The sequence below is a fragment of the Streptomyces guryensis genome (assembly GCF_021261325.1).
In the GTDB taxonomy this organism is placed as follows: Bacteria; Actinomycetota; Actinomycetes; order Streptomycetales; family Streptomycetaceae; genus Streptomyces; species Streptomyces guryensis.
Genome location: NZ_JAJSBI010000009.1, coordinates 198552 through 215143 on the forward strand (window position 1 = coordinate 198552; position 16592 = coordinate 215143).

Sequence of the window (16592 nt, forward strand, 5' to 3'; positions counted from 1 at the left end):
CGCACGGCCCGGCGATGCCGGGCCGTGCGCGTCGACGTGCCGCCCGCGATGGAGCCGGTGGAGAGACGTCCGCTGGTGGGGTCGCAAAGGCCAATTCCCGTGAGGACGGCTCCGGTCGGAGTCTCGCTGGACTACTGGACGCCGGGCCCCGTGCCTCGGGGCGCGGCCAGGATCTCGCGGCCGCGGTCCGGGGTGATCAGCTGGGCCAGGACCGGATCGGCGAACAGGGATATCGGAGCGATGTGGTCCTCGCACACCGGGCGCCACAGGCGTAGCGCTGCACGGAGTTCGGGCCAGGCTTCGTCACACAGGGCCGCGCGGGCCGTGCGCACCTTGGCGGGGTCGGACAGCGGGTCGGGTTCGGGCCGCGGTCCGCCGCCCGCGTACAGGGTGACGACGATCGGTCCCGTACGGACCGGCGACTCGTCGGGAGCCTGGAAGGCCGGGTGTCCGGCGAGGCGGTCGGCGACGGCGTGCACGGCCGCGTCGAACTCCGGTCCGCCGAAGGTGAGCCGGAAGCCCGGCTCGGCCGTCCGGGCTTCGTAGTCGGCGACGAGTGCCCGCACAGGTGGGGGCGCGTACTCCTTGAGCCGCGGCAGGGGCCGCAGGTCGTGGGGGTGCGCGAGCTGGTCCTGGCGGACCAGGAGCGGCAGGAGTTCAGCGGCGAACAGCGGGCTGAGCAGGAGGTCGTCGTTCCCCAGGCGGTACCACATCAGGTTCGCGATCTGCCCGCGCCAGTCGCCGAGCATCGCCTTCATCTGCATGCTCAGCACGTCGGCCCGCTCCCGCCCGTACTCGTGCGCGTGGGCGAACACCGACAGCGGGCCGTCCACCGCCCCGGACAGCGCCTCGCAGCGTGCCCGCTCGACCTCCGCGTCCCAGTGGTCCCGAGTGGCGCCGGGCGGCCTGCGCAGGGCGTGGAAGGACACCCACTGCCGGCGCATGAGGTCGTGGAAGGAGGCGTATCGCTCCGGTCCCTCGCCGGACCAGGAGGCGAGCCAGTACGCCGCCCACTCGCCGTCCTCGTCAACGTCGTCAGGGTCGAGCAGCATGACCGCCGCGTCACCCTCGAGCGACAGGCGCAGGGAGCGGGCGAGGACCTTCGCCTCCTGAATGCCGAATGCCTCCCCGCCGTCCTCGTCCTCCTCGACGTCATCCTCCGCGAGGTCTTCCCAGACCTCGATCCAGGTGCGGTCGTCGGTGTCCCTCAGCCATTCCAGCTCCGCGGTGCCCGCCAGCCGGTAGATGAAGTTGCCCGCGTCCCGCCACCCGTTGGTGACCAGCAGGAACTCCCGCAGGGAAGGCGGCAGCCGGCGCCCCAACCGGGCCTCGGCCGCGACGACCTCGGCCTCTCTCGCCGGCGCGAACCCGAGCCAGGCGTCCCCTACGACCTCCTGCGCGAGCGGTGCGTCCTTCTCCGGATCGTGCCCCGCGATCCACTCCGCGCTCCACTGCTCCAGAAACGGCCGCCACGCCGTACGCTCGCCCATCGTCCCCTCCGCCTCTCCCTCTCCGCCGTCTGACTTCACCTCACCACAGGGGTACGACAACGGGTTCGCGGCCCGGCTCGGCTCCGCGCGTCTGCCGCGGCATGAGATCAAGACCTGTGACCGTGCCCCGGCCCCGGGCTTCGGGAGAGCCAGAGGTCCCGGTTCCCCGCGATCAGCACGCGCCCGTCCGCGAGGGTGACCGCCGCGCTCGGGGGGTCCTCGCTGCAGCCGAGGCCGCCGCGTTTCCAGCCCTTGGCCGTCCCGTTGCCGACCCAGACGGAACCGCACAGCACTGTGCGGGTGTTCGGCCTGGACTTGGGCCGGGGGGCCGAGCCGACCAGGACCGGGCGGCCCGCGGAGTCGACGGTCGCGGCGGTGATCACGCCGGTGCCCATCGCCGAAGTGTCCATCCGGGTCCAGTGGGTGCCGTCCTGGCTGGTGAGAACCAGAGGGAGGGAGTCGTAGAAGGCGCCGGCCTTGGCATAGCCGCCCATGGCGAGCCAGTGGCCCGAGGCGTACAGGACGCTGTGCACCTGTGTGCCGGGTGGCGTCCCGGTGATGTCGCCGGACGTCCAGTGCGCGCCGCCGTCCGCGCTGCGCCAGAACGGGATCGTGCCCGAGGGGTGGAAGTCGTAGGCGTTGGTGGCCGCCGCGCCGAAGGCGACGACCTCCGTGCCGTGAACACCCAAGTCGCCCACGGGCGTGGACGGTTGCCGACCGTCGATCGGCGGCAGCGGCACGCGACGCACGGTCCTGCCCGCGTCGTGGGACGCGAACACGTACGGAGACTCCACGTGGTCGACGGTCTGGCCGCCGCCGATCAGCAGGAGCGAGCCGACCTTCACCGCGGTGTTCACCGAGGCGTCGTCCGCGGTCTCCTGCTCGGGGTGGGTGTTGAACGTCAGCGGCAGCGTGGCGAGCCGGACCTGCTCGCCGTCCGGCGCCCGGCGGGTCAACGTGGCGCCGACACCGATCAGCGAACCGTCGTCCCACGGCACCACCACGTCGCCCGGCAGGCCGCCACCGAGCCAGCCGCTGCGCATGGAGTACGGCACGTCGGTTTCGTCGGCTGCGTCCGGCTTCGGGGTGATCGAGAGCTTCGTGCAGCCTTGGGAACCAGTCCAGTTGACGTTCACATAGCGGTACCCGTTGGCGAACGTCCCCTCTCCCAGGGCACAGTCACCCAGCGGCACCAGCTGGCGCAGGCCCTCGCGGGGCGCCACGTACCCCTTGTCGTGCGGGCCGGTCACCGACGGGTAGTCCACCGCGCCCGCATACTCCTTGAACCCGAGCTGCGCAGCGCTGGTGTCCGCCGTGCCAGTGTTCCCTGCACTGATCGTGCCGCAGCCGCCCACTATCAGGGCCGCGCCGACTACCAGGCTCGCGACGACTGCGAGCCTCCCCCTACTTGTTCTCATCCCTCCACGCTACTGAAATCGAACACGTGATGCCGGAAGTTGTCATGGCGGGTGCCGTGTGCGGCAGCCTCGGCTACGGCGGATTCCGCGACTGGCCCCTGCTCCAAGGCGTACTCACCGGCCTGCCCCGGACGGATCCGCTGCGGCTCAGGGCGGGGGAGCGCCGGAACCTGATCGGGGCGCGGCGGGAGTCAAGGCCCGACGCAGTGCGTGCCTCTTTCATGGGGACTTCCCAGGGACTTTCCGCCACCGAGCAGGGAAGGCCCCGACAGCGCCGAAAGACACGAACGCGCTGGTCAGGGTCTGCTCCCGATCCAGCCGGGTCCCGGCCGACGAGTCGATGAGACAACGAGGATCTCAACCCGTGTCTTCGCGCAGCGCCTTGTCGATCTCGCCCAGTGCTCCGGTCAGCTGCGTGTAGTCGTCAGCCGCCAGGGGCTTGACGAAGTACCTGTCCACCACCTGGGCGTGGACGGCCGCCGCACGCAGGAACGCCGTGCGTCCTTCGGGGGTCGGTTCCACGAGGGCCACCCTCCGGTCTTCCGCGGACGGTACGCGACGGACCAGGCCGGCGTCCTCCATGCGGTCGATCAGGCGGGTGGTGCCGCTGCTGGTGAGCGTGAGGTCGTCGGCCAGTTGCCGCTGGGAGACCTCCTCGCCGGGGCGGCGGCAGAGGCGTATCAGTACCTCCAGCATGGTGTGGCTGATCCCGCACTCCTGTCGCAGCGCGCTGTCGATGCGCTGTTCCAGGCGGATGGCGGATTTGATCAGCAGCCCGAAATCCCGCACGAGCGGGCTGTTGGCGGCACGGGCCGCGGCTTCGTCGCTGGGGTGCGGTGTCGGGTTCATCGCCGCCGATTTTAGTGCCTTCTCACCTACTGCCGTCTCACCTACTGCTGTCTCAATTGCTGAGCAGTCAATTGCTGACTGCTCAGCTAAATCCTATGGTGATCCCACACCGCGAGCGAGAGGGAGATCCACGTGGACCTGCAGCACTGGCTCGGCCGAGCCACCCAGGCGATACAGGACTGGACCGACACCTTCGATCCCTACCGGCCCCACCCGTCCCTGAGGGTGGACGACGACCGCTTCGCGTCGGTCTTCGCCGGATTCACCGAGAGGCTGAAGGACAACTACCCCTTCTTCCATCCGCACTACGCCGGCCAGATGCTCAAGCCCCCGCACCCCGCAGCGGTGGTCGGCTACCTCACCGCCATGCTGATCAACCCCAACAACCACGCCCTGGACGGCGGTCCCGCCACCGCGGCGATGGAGCGCGAGGTCGTCGCGCAACTCGCCGCGATGTTCGGTTACGGCACCCACCTCGGCCACCTCACCACCAGCGGCACGATCGCCAACCTCGAGGCCCTGTTCGTCGCCCGCCAACTCCACCCCGGCCGTGGCATCGCCCACAGCGCCGACGCCCACTACACCCACGGCCGCATGTGTCACGTCCTGGGTGTGGCGAGCCACCCCGTCCGCACCGACGGGCAGGGGCGGATGGACCTCGAAGTGCTGCAGGACGTACTGCGCACCGGGCAGGTGGGCACCGTCGTCGTCACCACCGGCACCACCGGACTGGGTGCCGTCGACCCCGTCCACGACGTCCTGCCGCTGGCCGAGCGGTACGGCGTCCGCGTCCACGTCGACGCCGCGTACGGCGGCTTCTTCACGCTCCTGGCCGGAGCGGGCGGCATCGAAGGGCTGCAGCCCGAGCCCTGGCGGGCCATCGCGCGGGCCGACTCGGTCGTCGTCGACCCGCACAAGCACGGCCTGCAGCCCTACGGCTGCGGAGCCGTCCTCTTCCGCGATCCCGAGGTGGGCCGCTTCTACCTGCACGACTCGCCGTACACCTACTTCACCTCCGCGGAGCTGCACCTCGGCGAGATCAGCCTGGAATGCTCCCGCGCCGGTGCCTCCGCGGCCGCCCTGTGGCTCACCTTCCAGCTCCTGCCGCCCACCCCCGACGGCCTCGGCCGGGTCCTGGCGGCCGGCCGGCGAGCCGCCCTGAAGTGGGCGGACCTGATCGAGGCTTCCGACCTTCTGGAGCTCTACCAGCAGCCCCAGTTGGACATCGTCACCTACTTCCCCGCCGTCGATCCCGCGACTCTCGGCGGTATCGACGCGGCATCCGCGCGCATCCTGGCGGACGGGATGACGGGCTCCGACCCTGTGTTCGTGAGCACCCTGAAAGCCGGCCGTGAGGCGTTCGCCGCGCGCCATCCCAAGATCACAGCGAACGCCGACGGCGCCCGGATCCTCCGTAGCGTCCTGATGAAGCCGGAGTCCGAACTCCACGTCGAGCACCTGCACAACCGGGTCGAGGAGCTGGCCCGGACATGCTGAGCCCTTGATTCGCCTATCGATACTCGATAGATTCCCATCGCAACTCGATGGAATGGTGGTGTCATGGGAAAGCTGGCAGTGCGTGCGCTTCGCGCCGTGCTCGTGGTGGTGCTCGTCGGCACCGTGTTCGTGCAGGCGGGAATGGTGTGGGTGCTGATCACCGGGAGCGACCCCGAGGACGGGTCGCTACCGCTGACCGCGCTGCGCGTCATCACCATCCTGGGCATGGTGTCGGTCCAGGTCGCCCTGGTCTGCGTATGGCGGCTGGTGGCGATGGTGCGACGCGGAACCGTGTTCTCCCATGCCGCCTTCCGGTACGTGGACGGGGTGATCGGTGCGATCGTGGCGGCGGCCCTTCTGTGGTTCACGGTCACGGGCGTCAACGCGCCGGGCCAGCGGGACGACCCGGGCGTCACCGTCATCATGGCCGGGATCGGCCTGGCCGTCCTGGGGGTCGCGCTCATCGTGCTCGTCCTGCGGATGCTGCTCGTCCAGGCCGTCGCACGAGACGTCGAAGCGGCGCAGATGCAGGCCGAGTTGGACGAGGTGATCTGATGCCGATCGCCGTCGACATCGACGTCATGCTGGCCAGGCGGAAGATGTCCGTGGGTGAGCTCGCGGAACGCGTGGGGATCACGCCCGCCAACCTGGCGGTACTCAAGAACGGCCGCGCCAAGGCGGTGCGCTTCGCGACGCTCGCCGCCCTCTGCGAGGTGCTCAAGTGCCAGCCGGGCGACCTGCTGCGCTGGGAGGCGGAGGACGCCGCGGGCGGATGACCTGAGGTTGAGTATGTGGCAAGTTCCGTTATTAGAAAGGTAGTTGATGGTCGAAATTCGGAAGTGAAAGGGCATACACACTCCCTTCACGCCGTGTAGCTTCTCCCCGTCAGCAGAGGCTTGAGCAAGGGTGGATGTGTGGTTGCCTCTCCGCATACCGAAAAGTTCGCCGCCTGCCTTCGGATGCTGAAGGACCGCAGTGGCCGGGGCTACGACCGCCTCGGCAAGGAGGCGGGGGTCAGTGGCTCCAGTCTGCACCGGTACTGCTCCGGCCTCAGCGTCCCGGCGGACTACCGGGTGGTGCACGCCTTCGCCAAGGTGTGCGGCGCCAGTGCGGAGGAGCTTCGCGAACTCCACCGGCTGTGGGCGCTGGCCGACACCGACCGGGAGGCGGGCCCAGCGCCCGACGACGTCACCCCGCCGGAGAACACACCCGACGGGACCGGCAGGCCGCGGCCGTTCCGGATGCCCGAGAAGCTGTCCTCCCGTTCGGCGGTACTGGCCGCAGTCGCCGCGGTGCTGCTCGTGGCCGGCTTCGTGTGGCTGCCCGGCGGCAGTCCGGACGATGCCTCGTCGGCGTCCGGCGACAAGGTGCTGGACTCTCCGGCGTGCAAGTCGGTGAGCATGGGGCAGCACGACGAGTGCGTGCGCGAGGTTCAGACCCTGCTGGTGCGGGCGAAGGGCACGCTCGCCGTCGACGGGGACTTCGGGCCCGAGACCCTGCGCCGACTTACCGCGTTCCAGGTACTGGCGGGTCTGCCGGCCACGAGCGCGGCCGACGAGGCCACCAAGAAGGCGCTCTACGCGCAGAAGGCGAGCATGACGACCTGGTCGCCGGCCGAGGTGGCGAAGCGGATCCGTGCGGTGTTCGTCGAGGACCCGGGCACCGCCGTGGCCGTCGCCCGTTGCGCGTCGTTCCTCGACCCCCTGTACGTGCTGCCCAACTCCAACGGCAGCCGCAACTGGGGCGTGTTCCAGATCTCCGACGCCCGCCTGCGGGAGCTCGACGGCACACCGCGGCGGGCGTTCGACCCGGACTGGAACATCAAGGCGGCCCACCGTCTGTGGAGCGTCCGGCACGACTTCCACGACTGGCCCTCCTGCCAGGCGGCGCTGAAGGACTCACCGAAGAGCTGAACGCCGGGGTCCCCGGGTACTCCCCCGTGGTACCCGAAGACCCCGGATCCCCGTGGCGCGTCAGATCGTGCCGCTCTCCCACCACCAGTCGCGCCCGAGGTCGGCCCTGCTGTCGACGTGCTGGTGATCGACGGTGTACTTCTCCAGCCCCGAGAACCCGCAGGTCTCCGCCTTCTGGTAGACGGTCTTGTTGGCCACGCCGGGCACGTCGAGGTCGGCCGCGGTGCCGTACAGGTGCATGCTGTCGGTGGCGCCGCCGATGTCGGCGTTGTGCGCGATGCTGCGGAAGCCGGAGTTGACCGTGATCGGCTTGTCGCCCAGCTTCTTGCGCAGCGCCTCCAGCTTGTACATGCAGCGGCGGACGTTCTCCTTCACCTGCGACGCGCTCAGCTTGCCGCCGTCGAAGGTGCCGCTCGACTGGTCCACGAACTCGCTCCAGTCGAAGTGGAGCGTGGAGCCGTCCGACTGCTCCAGCGCGTTGAGCTTCGCCTGGGTGTTCGGCCCGGCACTGGCGTCGGCGGTGAGGCCGTACGCCGTCTGGAACCGGCGAACGGCCGCCGCAGTACCCGGGCCGAAGTCCCCGTCGATTCCGACCCGGCTGTGACTGGCGCTGTCCGCCGCCCAGCCCGCGATCCTGATCTGCAGCTCGGTCACGTCGGCGCCGCTGTCGCCCTGGACCAGGGTGCGCGACCACGAATAGGCCTGTGCGGTGCCCGAGAACAGCAGCTGACCGAACGCGACGCCCGCGCCGGCGGCCAGCGTGCCACGCAGCATGGCGCGGCGGTTGAGGGGACGGAAGGAGGAGGTCATCGTCGTCCTTTCGGGGAACGGTGGTGGAAAAGAGGTCAGTAGGCGATCTGGAACGTGACGTTCTGCGCGTCGGTGTCATAGGCGTGCACGCGCAGGACGAAGTGGGTGCCGTCCTCGACGTCGGTGGCGACGGTTCCCCACTCGGTGCCGTGCGTCGTGTACGCGTCGTCGTTGTTGCACTTGCTGGTGTGGTCGACGAACACCACACAGGCGTCCAGGAACACACCGGGCTCGTCCGTGATGAGCCGCAGGTTGATGTCGTTGCACCTCGAGGATGCCGTGTACGTGCCGTACGCCACGGCGGCCGGGTTGTAGTGGTACGTCAGGGTCCTGGCGCCGCCGTAGCAGCTGACGGCGGCGGCCGACGACTGTGCCGAGGCGGGCGCGACGCCGACGCCCGGCAGCGCGGCCACGGTGAACAGGGCGGCGGCGATTGCCTCTTTGCGGATCATGGTGGTCTCCTGTCCCGGGCGGGATCAGCGGTTGGCCAGACGGTCCAGGTCGGCCTGACTGCCGTTGAACACGTCGCCGGTCGCCGGTGCCTGGATGCCCGGGAACAGCGCGGCGTCGGTGTACTGCCACATCGTCCACGTCGTCGAGCCGTTCGGCAGCGGCGGCTGGGTGATCGACTGGCGGTAGTCCGCGAGTTGCAGCGGATACCGGGAGAAGGCGGTGGTCGAACCCATGCAATCGTCCAGGAAGGACTTCTGGGTGTAGATGATCGGAGTGCGTCCGAAGGCCGCCTCCACCTTGTCGAGCCAGGCCTTGGTGTCGTCCACCGTGCCGTAGGTGGGACAGCGGCCGGTGCCGTCGTCCATGCGTTCCAGGTCGAAGACCGGCGGCAGGTCGCCCGCGCGCTGCCCGGTGTACCCGGTCGCCCGCACCGCGGCGACGAACCGGTCGGCCTGCGCGGCACCCGTGTCGGGCGACGAGCCCGTGTAGAAGTGGTAGGGCGCGACGGCCAGCCCCGCCGCCCTGGCCGCCTCGAGATCGGTGGCGAGGTATTCGTCGGTGATGTTCGTGCCCCGGGTCGCTTTGACCGTCGCGAACTCGACGCCCGAGGCCCGTACGGCCTTCCAGTCGATCGATGCGCCGCCGGGGTGCTGGTACTTGGCCGTGTCCAGGCCGTCGATCGCGTAGCCGGCGGGCCGCGGTGGCGTGCAGTACGTGTTACGGCTGGACCAGTCCACCAGCTTCGCCCAGGTGTTGGGGCCCACGACGCCGTCCGAGCCGAGTCCCGCGCAGTGCTGCAGCTCGATGACCCGGCCCTCGGTCCCGCCCCCGAAGTCGCCGTCGATCGCGAGCGGCGGATAGTGGAACGGCTCCATGGCCAGGTTCAGACGGCACTGCACCTCCTTGACCTCAGCGCCGGTCGCACCCTTTCGCAGGGTCGGGCGTGTGTCGGTGTGGCCGCACACGGTCGTCTGCGCCGTGGTCGACGTGCCCTTGGTCGCGCAGGTGTGAGGTTGCGCGGCCCAGGCGTTCAGCGCCGTCCAGGTCTGGGGGCCCAGCACACCGTCCACGCCGAGCCCGGCACAGCGCTGGAACTCCTTGACCCGCGTCTCGGTCGCCGGCCCGAACGAGCCGTCCGCCGCGATCGGCGTGTACCGGCTCGGCTTCGTGGCCAGATTGAGCTCGCACTGCGCCTCGACCGCCGAGGCCCCCGTCGATCCCGGCTGCAGCGTGGGCTGTGCGCTCGTGTGCCCGCAGACCGCGACAGCGGTGACCGCGGACCCTGCCGCCTGCACGGCCGTCGGCCCGTACAGGGGCAGGACCGCTGCTGCGGTGAGGGTCAGTCCCCGCAGCAGCGCCGTCCTCTTTCCCATCGGCTGATCCCCCTCGTGTGAGTGGCCGGGAGCCCCGGCGCGGATCATGCTGGCAGCGGTCGTCCCGAAGGCCGGATCCTCCCGCCCCGGATTGGGACGCGGGGACATCCAGACGCCCGTGACCTGCGATGACGGCTAACCGCTGGGATGATGTTGGGACACGGACCGTGGAGGGGGAGCTCGACGGGGAGGCGCAGCAGGGCTCAACCGCGGTGCGCGGAGTACGTCATGGTCCGCATGGTCTGCTCAGGAGGGAAACCCTCACGCAGAGCCGCCGGGTTCATCCACCAGGGCCTGCCACTCACGTGGGGACATGCCGTAGCGGGCGCGGAACGCCCGACTGAAGTGCGCAGGGCGGACGAACCCGCCTCGCTGAACCACCTTACCGACGCACTCACCGCCACCATCGCCGACTTCTGCTCCTGAGTACGGCGGCTTCCTCAACTCCTCATCGCGTCGTGCCGGAATGGTTTGGAGTGGCGCCACATCCGCGATATATCCCCGACCTGGATTCCTGCGGACGATCCTCGTGAACGGGTGAGAGCCATGGAGCCATAACCTCTGTCAATTGCCGGAGCCCTCACCGACATGCCGGGTGAGAGCCGCGACGAAGTCCTCCAGGTCGGCCGCGAGAGGTGTGTCGTTGTCCCAGACGGCCTCATAGGCGATTTCCACGGGAGCCCCGGCCCCCACCAGGGGGCGGTAACTGCCGTGTTCGCGTGTGATCTCGGACTGGGGCAGCAGCGCGGCGCCCACGCCCATCCGCGCCCACCTTCGAGCAGGCGGTGACCGCCCAGCTGACCCAGCTCTTCGGCTTTGCCGCCGACGAGCCAGAGACGCTCCACATCCAGGACTGGAGCGGCGAGCAGTGGACCGCTCCACCCGCCGTGCTTCGCCCGACCGACTACTCCCTTTTCGGCCACCCCCTCTTCCAGGGGCCCGCGCTGGACGGCAGGCTGCACTGGGCGTCGACCGAGACGGCCACCCGGTGCGCCGGACACATCGAGGGCGCCCTCGCCGCAGCCGAGCGAGCGGTGACGGCGTCCCTGAACACGGAAGAATCCCTGAGCACAGAAGAATCCCTGAGCACAGAAGAAGAGGTGAACTCATGCTCCCGGTAGACGCGTTGCTGCGTGAGTACGACCGTGCCCGCGCCTACACCGACGACCTGTGGAAGGACCTCACGCCGGACGAGGTGACCTGGCGCCCGCACGAGAACTCCAGCGCCATCGGCTGGCACCTGGGCCACCAGGCCCATGTCGCCCACTTCATGATCCGCAACCTCACCGCGGCCGAGCCCAGCCCGGACCCCGAGCTGGAAGTCCTGATGGATTCGGCGAACCCGGAGAAGTTCCGCGGCACACTGCCCACGGTCAAACGGCTCGCCGAGTTCCGCGAGACCGTCGCCGAACGCGTCCACGCCCGCATCGGGGACATCGCCGCCGGCCGGGTCGGTGCCCCCACCCAACTCACCATCGTGGCCGCTCACCTGCTGACCTCGCTCATCAACCACGAGTACCAGCACGACCAGTGGATCAGCGAGGTCCGTGCCGGAGACCTCGGCCACGCACTCCCGTGCGACCCCGACAGCGAGCACCTGCGCCGTGTCGACGGCTATCTCGTCGTCGACATCCTGTAGCCCGAGGAGAGACCCACCCGTGACCAGCACCGCCCCGGACACCACCGCCGGTACATCCCCGCGGGCCGAGGCACAGCGCCGTGTCCTCGCCGTCCTGGTCAGCAGCCAGATCCTCAGCGGGGCGGGGCTCGCGGCAGGGATCACCGTCGGAGCCCTGCTCGCGCAGGACATGCTCGGCTCCACCGACCTCGCGGGGCTGCCCAGCGCCCTGTTCACCGCCGGCTCGGCTCTCGCCGCCGTCGCGGTGGGCCGTATCTCCCAGGCCAGGGGGCGACGGCCGGGCCTGGCCGCGGGATACCTGACCGGCGCCGTCGGCAGCGCGGGCGTCATCGCCGCCGCCGTCGCCGACAGCCCCGTACTGCTGTTCATCGCCCTGTTCGTCTACGGCGCCGGAACGGCCACCAACCTCCAGGCCCGGTATGCCGGAGCCGACCTCGCCGCCCCCGCCCACCGCGCCCGCGCCGTCTCCACCGTCCTGGTCGCCACCACCCTCGGCGGAGTCGCCGGCCCCAACCTCGCGGCGCCCGCCGGCCGCCTCGCCGACGCCCTCGGCATTCCCACCCTGGCCGGGCCCTTCCTGCTCTCCGGCGCCGCGTACGCGCTGGCCGCCCTCGTGCTGGCCGTCCGGCTGCGCCCCGACCCCCTGCTGCTCGCCCGCAGCCTCGACCTCCAGCAGGTTACGGAGACCCCGGCGCCGAAGACTCGCGGGCCGGGGCTGATACCGGGCGCGCTGACGATGATCCTCACCCAGCTGGTCATGGTCGCGATCATGACGATGACCCCGGTGCACATGCACGACCACGGGCACGGCACCGCGGCGTCCGGCCTCGTCATCGCCCTCCACGTCGGCGCCATGTACCTGCCCTCACCGCTGACGGGATGGCTCGTCGACCGATATGGCCCGACTTTCATCGCCGCCGCCTCCGGCCTCACCCTCCTGGCCGCCGGAATCACCGCTGCCGCGGCGCCCGCCGACTCCGTCGCGCTGCTCGCCCTGGCACTCGCCCTGCTGGGGCTGGGCTGGAACCTCGGCCTCGTCTCCGGTACCGCGATGATCACCGACGCCGTACCGCTGGCCACCCGTGCCAGGACCCAGGGCATGGTCGACGTGTCCATCGCCATCGCCGGCACCACCGGCGGCCTCACCTCCGGTCTCGTGGTGGCCGCCGCCGGCTACCCCGTCCTCGCCCTCACCGGCGGCGTTCTGGCCCTCGCCGTGCTCCCTGCCGTCGCCGCCACCGCGAGCAGTCGGTGACGGCGACGGCAGGGGGGTGATGAACCGTCAGGAGAGCGTCCACTGCTGGCTGGTGGCACCGGTGCCGGTCAGCTGGACGACGCCGGCGCCGGCCGTGGTGGAGGAGGAGTCCACCCCGATGTTCAGCCCGCTGTTGACGTTGACCAGCATGAACTTGGTGCCGGTGAGGCTGCCCACGAGGTCGGCGGCGAACTGCTGGTTGGCGCCGCCGTTGCAGGTCCACTGCTGCAACTGGACGTTCTCCGCGGTCGACTTGTTCGGTACGTCCAGGCACAGGCCGCTCTTGACGCTGACGAGCGTGTAGACGTTGTCCGCCACCCGGTTCAGCGTCCACTTCTGGTTGTCACCGCCGTTGGACTGCCACTGGATGACCTTGGCACCGGTGGCGGTTGACCCGCCGGCGACGTCCATCAGCATGGAGCTGCCCGCGTCGGTGAGGGTGTGCACCGCGTTGGTGGGCACACCGGAATCGGGGGTCCAGGTCCCGGCGGTGGCGTCGAGGGACCAGCTCGGGTACTGCCCCACGTTGACCACGGTGCCGCGGATGGTCATCGGCAGCCAGATCAGCTGGGAGTTGCCGAGATCACTGGCGTTCCACCGGTCGCCCGCGTAGATGTACGTGGTGCCCGAACTGCCCTGCACGGTGATGATGTTCGCCGTCTGGCTGTTGTACGTGTGGGTGCCCGGTGCCGCGAAGTTCCGCATCGGCGCCCAGGTTCCGCTCAGTGACGTGGCGGTGGTGTAGACGTTGTCGTTGGTGCTCCAGCCGGTCAGGTGGGAGGCCAGCAGGTAGTACGTGCCGTTGCTCTTCACCATGGCGGGCGCCTCGAAGCTGGCCGAGCCGCTGCCGCCCAGCAGGGCCACCGCGCTGTCCACGGAGAGGTAGTCGGCGGAGAGCTTGTAGATGTGCAGGCCGTTGTTGCGGTCCTCGCTCAGCAGATAGCCGGTGCCGTCGGTGTCCTGGAAGAGGTTCATGTCACGGCTCAGGTTGCCCATCGGGCGGAAGCTGCCCCGGTAGCTGTAGGGCCCGCACGGGGTGCTGCTGGTGGCCACCCCGACCCGCGCGTCGCCGTAGTTGGTGCTGTCGATGTGCATGTACATCACGTACGTGCTGGTCGACGCGTTGTAGATGACCTTCGGCCGCTCCACGATCCGGCTCGGACCGAGATCGCCGCTTGCCTGCTTGGCCAGGGCCACGCCCTGGTACGTCCAGCTGGACAGGTCGGTGGAGGTGTAGCAGGGGATGTCCTGGAAGGACGTGTCGGACGAGGTCTCCCCGGTCTTGTCCTCGCCGAAGCCGTACCAGGTGCTGCCGACCTTGATGATGCCCAGGCCGTGCAGCTGGAGCGTGTTGCCGTTCTGGTCGGTCCTGGTGGCGCCCAGAGTGAAGGAGGCGGAGGCGGCACTGGCGGGCGCGGCGGGCAGCAGCACGGCCGCGAGGCATCCGAGCAGGGTGAGGAACGCGGCGACGGCTGCCCGCGACCGGTCACGCGCGGGTCCGTGGTGGGGTGCTCGATTCGACATGCTCTGCCTCTCCTTCGAGGTCCTGACATGGCCGTCGTCCGCACGACGCGACTGCCTGACGGCATGCCGAGAAGGGAGTGAATGCTGCGAAGAACGACGAACGCGGCGAACGTGCGGAAGCGGCTGCGATGTTCAGTGGGAAATGAGAGCTTCCTGGGCGTCACGGTGTCAAGAGAAGCGATCGATTTTGTTTGTTCATGACGGAAGCCCGATAAGTGGCGCCGACCGGACTGTTGACCTGGTACCCGCACTGCCGTACAACTGCCCGTTATCGGTGGGAAGTCGTTGGTTACTGTTCGGTTGTGTTGAGTCGAGAGGTACGCGCCATGCAGGTTCCAGCACGCCCGGTGTCCCGGCGTGGACTGCTCAGGGGTGCGGCGGTCGCCGCCGGCGCAGCCGCCGTGGCGATCGGCGCGACGGGCACGGCCGCCGCGGCGGACGCCTCGGTCACCGCCACGGCCCCCGACGGCAGCACCACCATCACGATGTCGCTGACCGGGGGCGTCCTGAGCTGGTCGGCCAGGCGCGGGGGCGCGACCGTCGTCGACAGCTCGGCCCTCGGCCTGCGGCTGAGCGACGGGACGATGCTCGGCCGCAGCGGCACGGTCGTCACCAGCTACCAGCACTGGACCACCAGCAACACCTGGACCCCGGTCTACGGCCGCAACGCGACCGTCCGCGACTGGTACCAGGAGATGCGCTGGAACCTCCAGGACACCGCCACACTCACCGACTTCAGCGTCCAGATCCGCGCCTACCCCACCGGCGTCGCCTTCCGGTACGTGTTGCTCGACAAGGGCACCGCCACGATCGCCGACGAGCTGACGACGTTCGTCCTCCCTGACAGCACACTCGTCTACAGCGCCCGGGACGAGGACGTGTACAACCCCGTCGTCCCCGGCGCGATCCCGTCCACCGGGAGCTCCAGCACCGACACCGGCCCGCTGACGGACCTCCCGCTGACGGCCACGTACGCGAGCGGCGGTCTGATCGCCTGCGTCTGCGAGTCGTCGCGAGTCAACTTCCCGCGGCTGATGCTCAGTTCGGTCTCGGGGCAGCCCAACACGCTGGCCGCCTTCCTGATGGAGCACACCGCCCGCGGGAGCGGGACGGTCCAGACAGCCTCCACGGTGACCACCCCGTTCGCCACCCCCTGGCGCGTGCTGGTCACCGGCTCCACCCACGCCGAACTGGTCGACAACGCCGAGCTGGTGCTCAACCTCGCTCCCGCGAGCGCGCTGGCCGACACCTCGTGGATCAAGCCCGGCAAGGTCTTCCGCTGCAACCTGACCACCGCCGACGGCACGGCGGGCGTCGACTTCGCCGTCGCCCGCGGGCTGCAGTACATCGAGTACGACGCGGGCTGGTACGGGCCGGAGGGCAGCACCACCGACGCCACCAGGCCGATCGACGCCATCGACCTTCCGTCGGTGATCTCCTACGCCACGAGCAAGGGCGTCGGAGTCCTCCTCTACGTCAACCGCATCGCGCTGACCAGCCCCGACACCCTCTTCGCCCTCTACCGCAGCTGGGGCGTCACGGGCGTGAAACTCGGCTTCATCAACGACGGCACCCAGGCCATGACCAACCAGATCACCGGTTGGGCGAAGACCGCGGCCGCGCACAGCCTGCTGATCGACATGCACGACGACGTACGGCCGTTCGGCTACGAGCGGACCTACCCCAACTGGGTCAGCCTGGAGGGCGTGCGGGGCAACGAGCACTTCCCGACCGCCTCGCACAACGTCACTCTGCCGTTCGCCCGGAACATCGGCGGCCCGATGGACTACACGATCTGCTACGGGCAGTCCCGCGACCAGACCACCGACGTCCACCAGATGGCGATGGCCGCGGTCTACTACCAGCCGCTGAACTTCCTCTACTGGTACGACTCACCGTCCAAGTACGCCAACACCGCCAACTGGCCCGGCCTGCCATGGTTCGACTCCATCCCCACCACCTGGGACGAGAGCCGCACCCTCGACGGGTCGATCGGCCAGTACGTCGCGGTCGCCCGCCGCAAGGGCACCACCTGGTACCTGGCCGCGATGACCGACGAGTCGGCCCGGACGCTGTCGCTCCCGCTGTCCTTCCTGGGCAGCGGCGACTGGACGGCGACGGTCTACGCCGACGGCACGCCCGGCACCTCCGCCTACCAGACCCCTGTGGTGAAGAGCACCCGGACCGTCACCTCGGCCACCGTGCTCAGCATGGCCATGGCCCCCTCCGGTGGACAGGCGGTGGTGCTCAAGCCGAACTGACTTCACATGAGGCGCTTGACCTCGGAGTCACACATCCTCCGCGTCGGGGTTGCACACCAGACTCAGCAGTCCCGGTACTAGGCTGATCTTCTGATGTAACTGAACAGCTC

The 16592-nt window shown here is 69.7% G+C and carries 16 protein-coding genes and 1 pseudogene; 8 read left to right on the forward strand and 9 right to left on the reverse strand.

Features of this window, described 5'->3' with window-relative positions:
• Positions 1-131: 131 nt before the first annotated feature.
• The 3 genes from LJ657_RS20010 to LJ657_RS20020 all read right to left on the reverse strand — a co-directional run bounded on the left by LJ657_RS20010 (position 132) and on the right by LJ657_RS20020 (position 3757).
• A complete protein-coding gene (locus LJ657_RS20010) occupies positions 132-1490 on the reverse strand; it encodes an SMI1/KNR4 family protein (RefSeq protein ID WP_232650037.1) in 1359 nt (452 codons plus the stop codon).
• Positions 1491-1597: 107 nt separating this feature from the next.
• Positions 1598-2908, reverse strand: a complete 1311-nt coding sequence (locus LJ657_RS20015; RefSeq protein WP_232650039.1) for a hypothetical protein — start codon at positions 2906-2908, stop codon at positions 1598-1600.
• A 357-nt stretch (positions 2909-3265) separates the two neighbouring features.
• Positions 3266-3757, reverse strand: a complete 492-nt coding sequence (locus tag LJ657_RS20020; RefSeq protein WP_232650040.1) for a MarR family winged helix-turn-helix transcriptional regulator — start codon at positions 3755-3757, stop codon at positions 3266-3268.
• A 132-nt stretch (positions 3758-3889) separates the two neighbouring features.
• On the opposite strand from LJ657_RS20020, the gene LJ657_RS20025 reads away from it, so the two are divergent.
• From LJ657_RS20025 to LJ657_RS20040, 4 genes are all read left to right on the forward strand, one after another.
• Positions 3890-5254 carry a pyridoxal phosphate-dependent decarboxylase family protein gene (locus tag LJ657_RS20025; protein ID WP_232650043.1) on the forward strand — a complete coding sequence of 455 codons (1365 nt, stop codon included), beginning with the start codon at positions 3890-3892 and terminating at the stop codon, positions 5252-5254.
• Positions 5255-5317: 63 nt separating this feature from the next.
• Entirely contained in the window at positions 5318-5809 is a 492-nt protein-coding gene (locus LJ657_RS20030; RefSeq protein WP_232650044.1) for a DUF2975 domain-containing protein, read from the forward strand.
• Positions 5809-6030 carry a helix-turn-helix domain-containing protein gene (locus tag LJ657_RS20035; RefSeq protein ID WP_232650045.1) on the forward strand — a complete coding sequence of 74 codons (222 nt, stop codon included), beginning with the start codon at positions 5809-5811 and terminating at the stop codon, positions 6028-6030. The genes LJ657_RS20030 and LJ657_RS20035 overlap by 1 nt, the downstream gene beginning before the upstream one ends.
• Before the next feature lie 138 nt (positions 6031-6168).
• Positions 6169-7167, forward strand: a complete 999-nt coding sequence (locus tag LJ657_RS20040) for a helix-turn-helix domain-containing protein (protein ID WP_308117062.1) — start codon at positions 6169-6171, stop codon at positions 7165-7167.
• Positions 7168-7227: 60 nt separating this feature from the next.
• Here LJ657_RS20040 and LJ657_RS48140 read toward each other — a convergent pair whose 3' ends face one another.
• The 5 genes and pseudogenes from LJ657_RS48140 to LJ657_RS20070 all read right to left on the reverse strand — a co-directional run bounded on the left by LJ657_RS48140 (position 7228) and on the right by LJ657_RS20070 (position 10565).
• Complete coding sequence (locus LJ657_RS48140; protein WP_269786685.1) at positions 7228-7977, reverse strand: D-Ala-D-Ala carboxypeptidase family metallohydrolase; 750 nt, start codon at positions 7975-7977, stop codon at positions 7228-7230.
• A 35-nt stretch (positions 7978-8012) separates the two neighbouring features.
• Positions 8013-8429, reverse strand: a complete 417-nt coding sequence (locus tag LJ657_RS20055) for a hypothetical protein (protein ID WP_232650047.1) — start codon at positions 8427-8429, stop codon at positions 8013-8015.
• Between the two features lie 24 nt (positions 8430-8453).
• Complete coding sequence (locus tag LJ657_RS20060; RefSeq protein ID WP_232650048.1) at positions 8454-9803, reverse strand: GH25 family lysozyme; 1350 nt, start codon at positions 9801-9803, stop codon at positions 8454-8456.
• Between the two features lie 261 nt (positions 9804-10064).
• Positions 10065-10193: pseudogene (locus LJ657_RS49350) on the reverse strand (AraC family transcriptional regulator); the annotation flags it as partial.
• A gap of 174 nt (positions 10194-10367) precedes the next feature.
• Positions 10368-10565, reverse strand: a complete 198-nt coding sequence (locus LJ657_RS20070) for a type 2 periplasmic-binding domain-containing protein (protein ID WP_232650049.1) — start codon at positions 10563-10565, stop codon at positions 10368-10370.
• 23 nt (positions 10566-10588) lie between these two features.
• On the opposite strand from LJ657_RS20070, the gene LJ657_RS20075 reads away from it, so the two are divergent.
• From LJ657_RS20075 to LJ657_RS20085, 3 genes are read left to right on the forward strand one after another with little or no spacing between them, the layout of a single operon-like run.
• Positions 10589-10924 (forward strand): FAD-dependent oxidoreductase, encoded by a 336-nt coding sequence (locus tag LJ657_RS20075; protein WP_232650050.1) that lies wholly within the window; start codon positions 10589-10591, stop codon positions 10922-10924.
• A complete protein-coding gene (locus LJ657_RS20080) occupies positions 10912-11442 on the forward strand; it encodes a DinB family protein (RefSeq protein ID WP_232650052.1) in 531 nt (176 codons plus the stop codon). Before LJ657_RS20075 ends, LJ657_RS20080 begins: the two co-directional genes overlap by 13 nt.
• A gap of 19 nt (positions 11443-11461) precedes the next feature.
• On the forward strand, positions 11462-12697 hold the full coding sequence (locus tag LJ657_RS20085; RefSeq protein WP_232650054.1) for an MFS transporter: 1236 nt from the start codon (positions 11462-11464) through the stop codon (positions 12695-12697).
• Positions 12698-12724: 27 nt separating this feature from the next.
• On the opposite strand, the gene LJ657_RS20090 is transcribed toward LJ657_RS20085, so the two are convergent.
• On the reverse strand, positions 12725-14221 hold the full coding sequence (locus LJ657_RS20090) for an RICIN domain-containing protein (protein WP_232650055.1): 1497 nt from the start codon (positions 14219-14221) through the stop codon (positions 12725-12727).
• Positions 14222-14547: 326 nt separating this feature from the next.
• Between LJ657_RS20090 and LJ657_RS20095 the strand changes: the two genes are divergently transcribed.
• Complete coding sequence (locus LJ657_RS20095; protein ID WP_232650057.1) at positions 14548-16482, forward strand: glycoside hydrolase family 97 protein; 1935 nt, start codon at positions 14548-14550, stop codon at positions 16480-16482.
• Positions 16483-16592 lie beyond the last annotated feature (110 nt).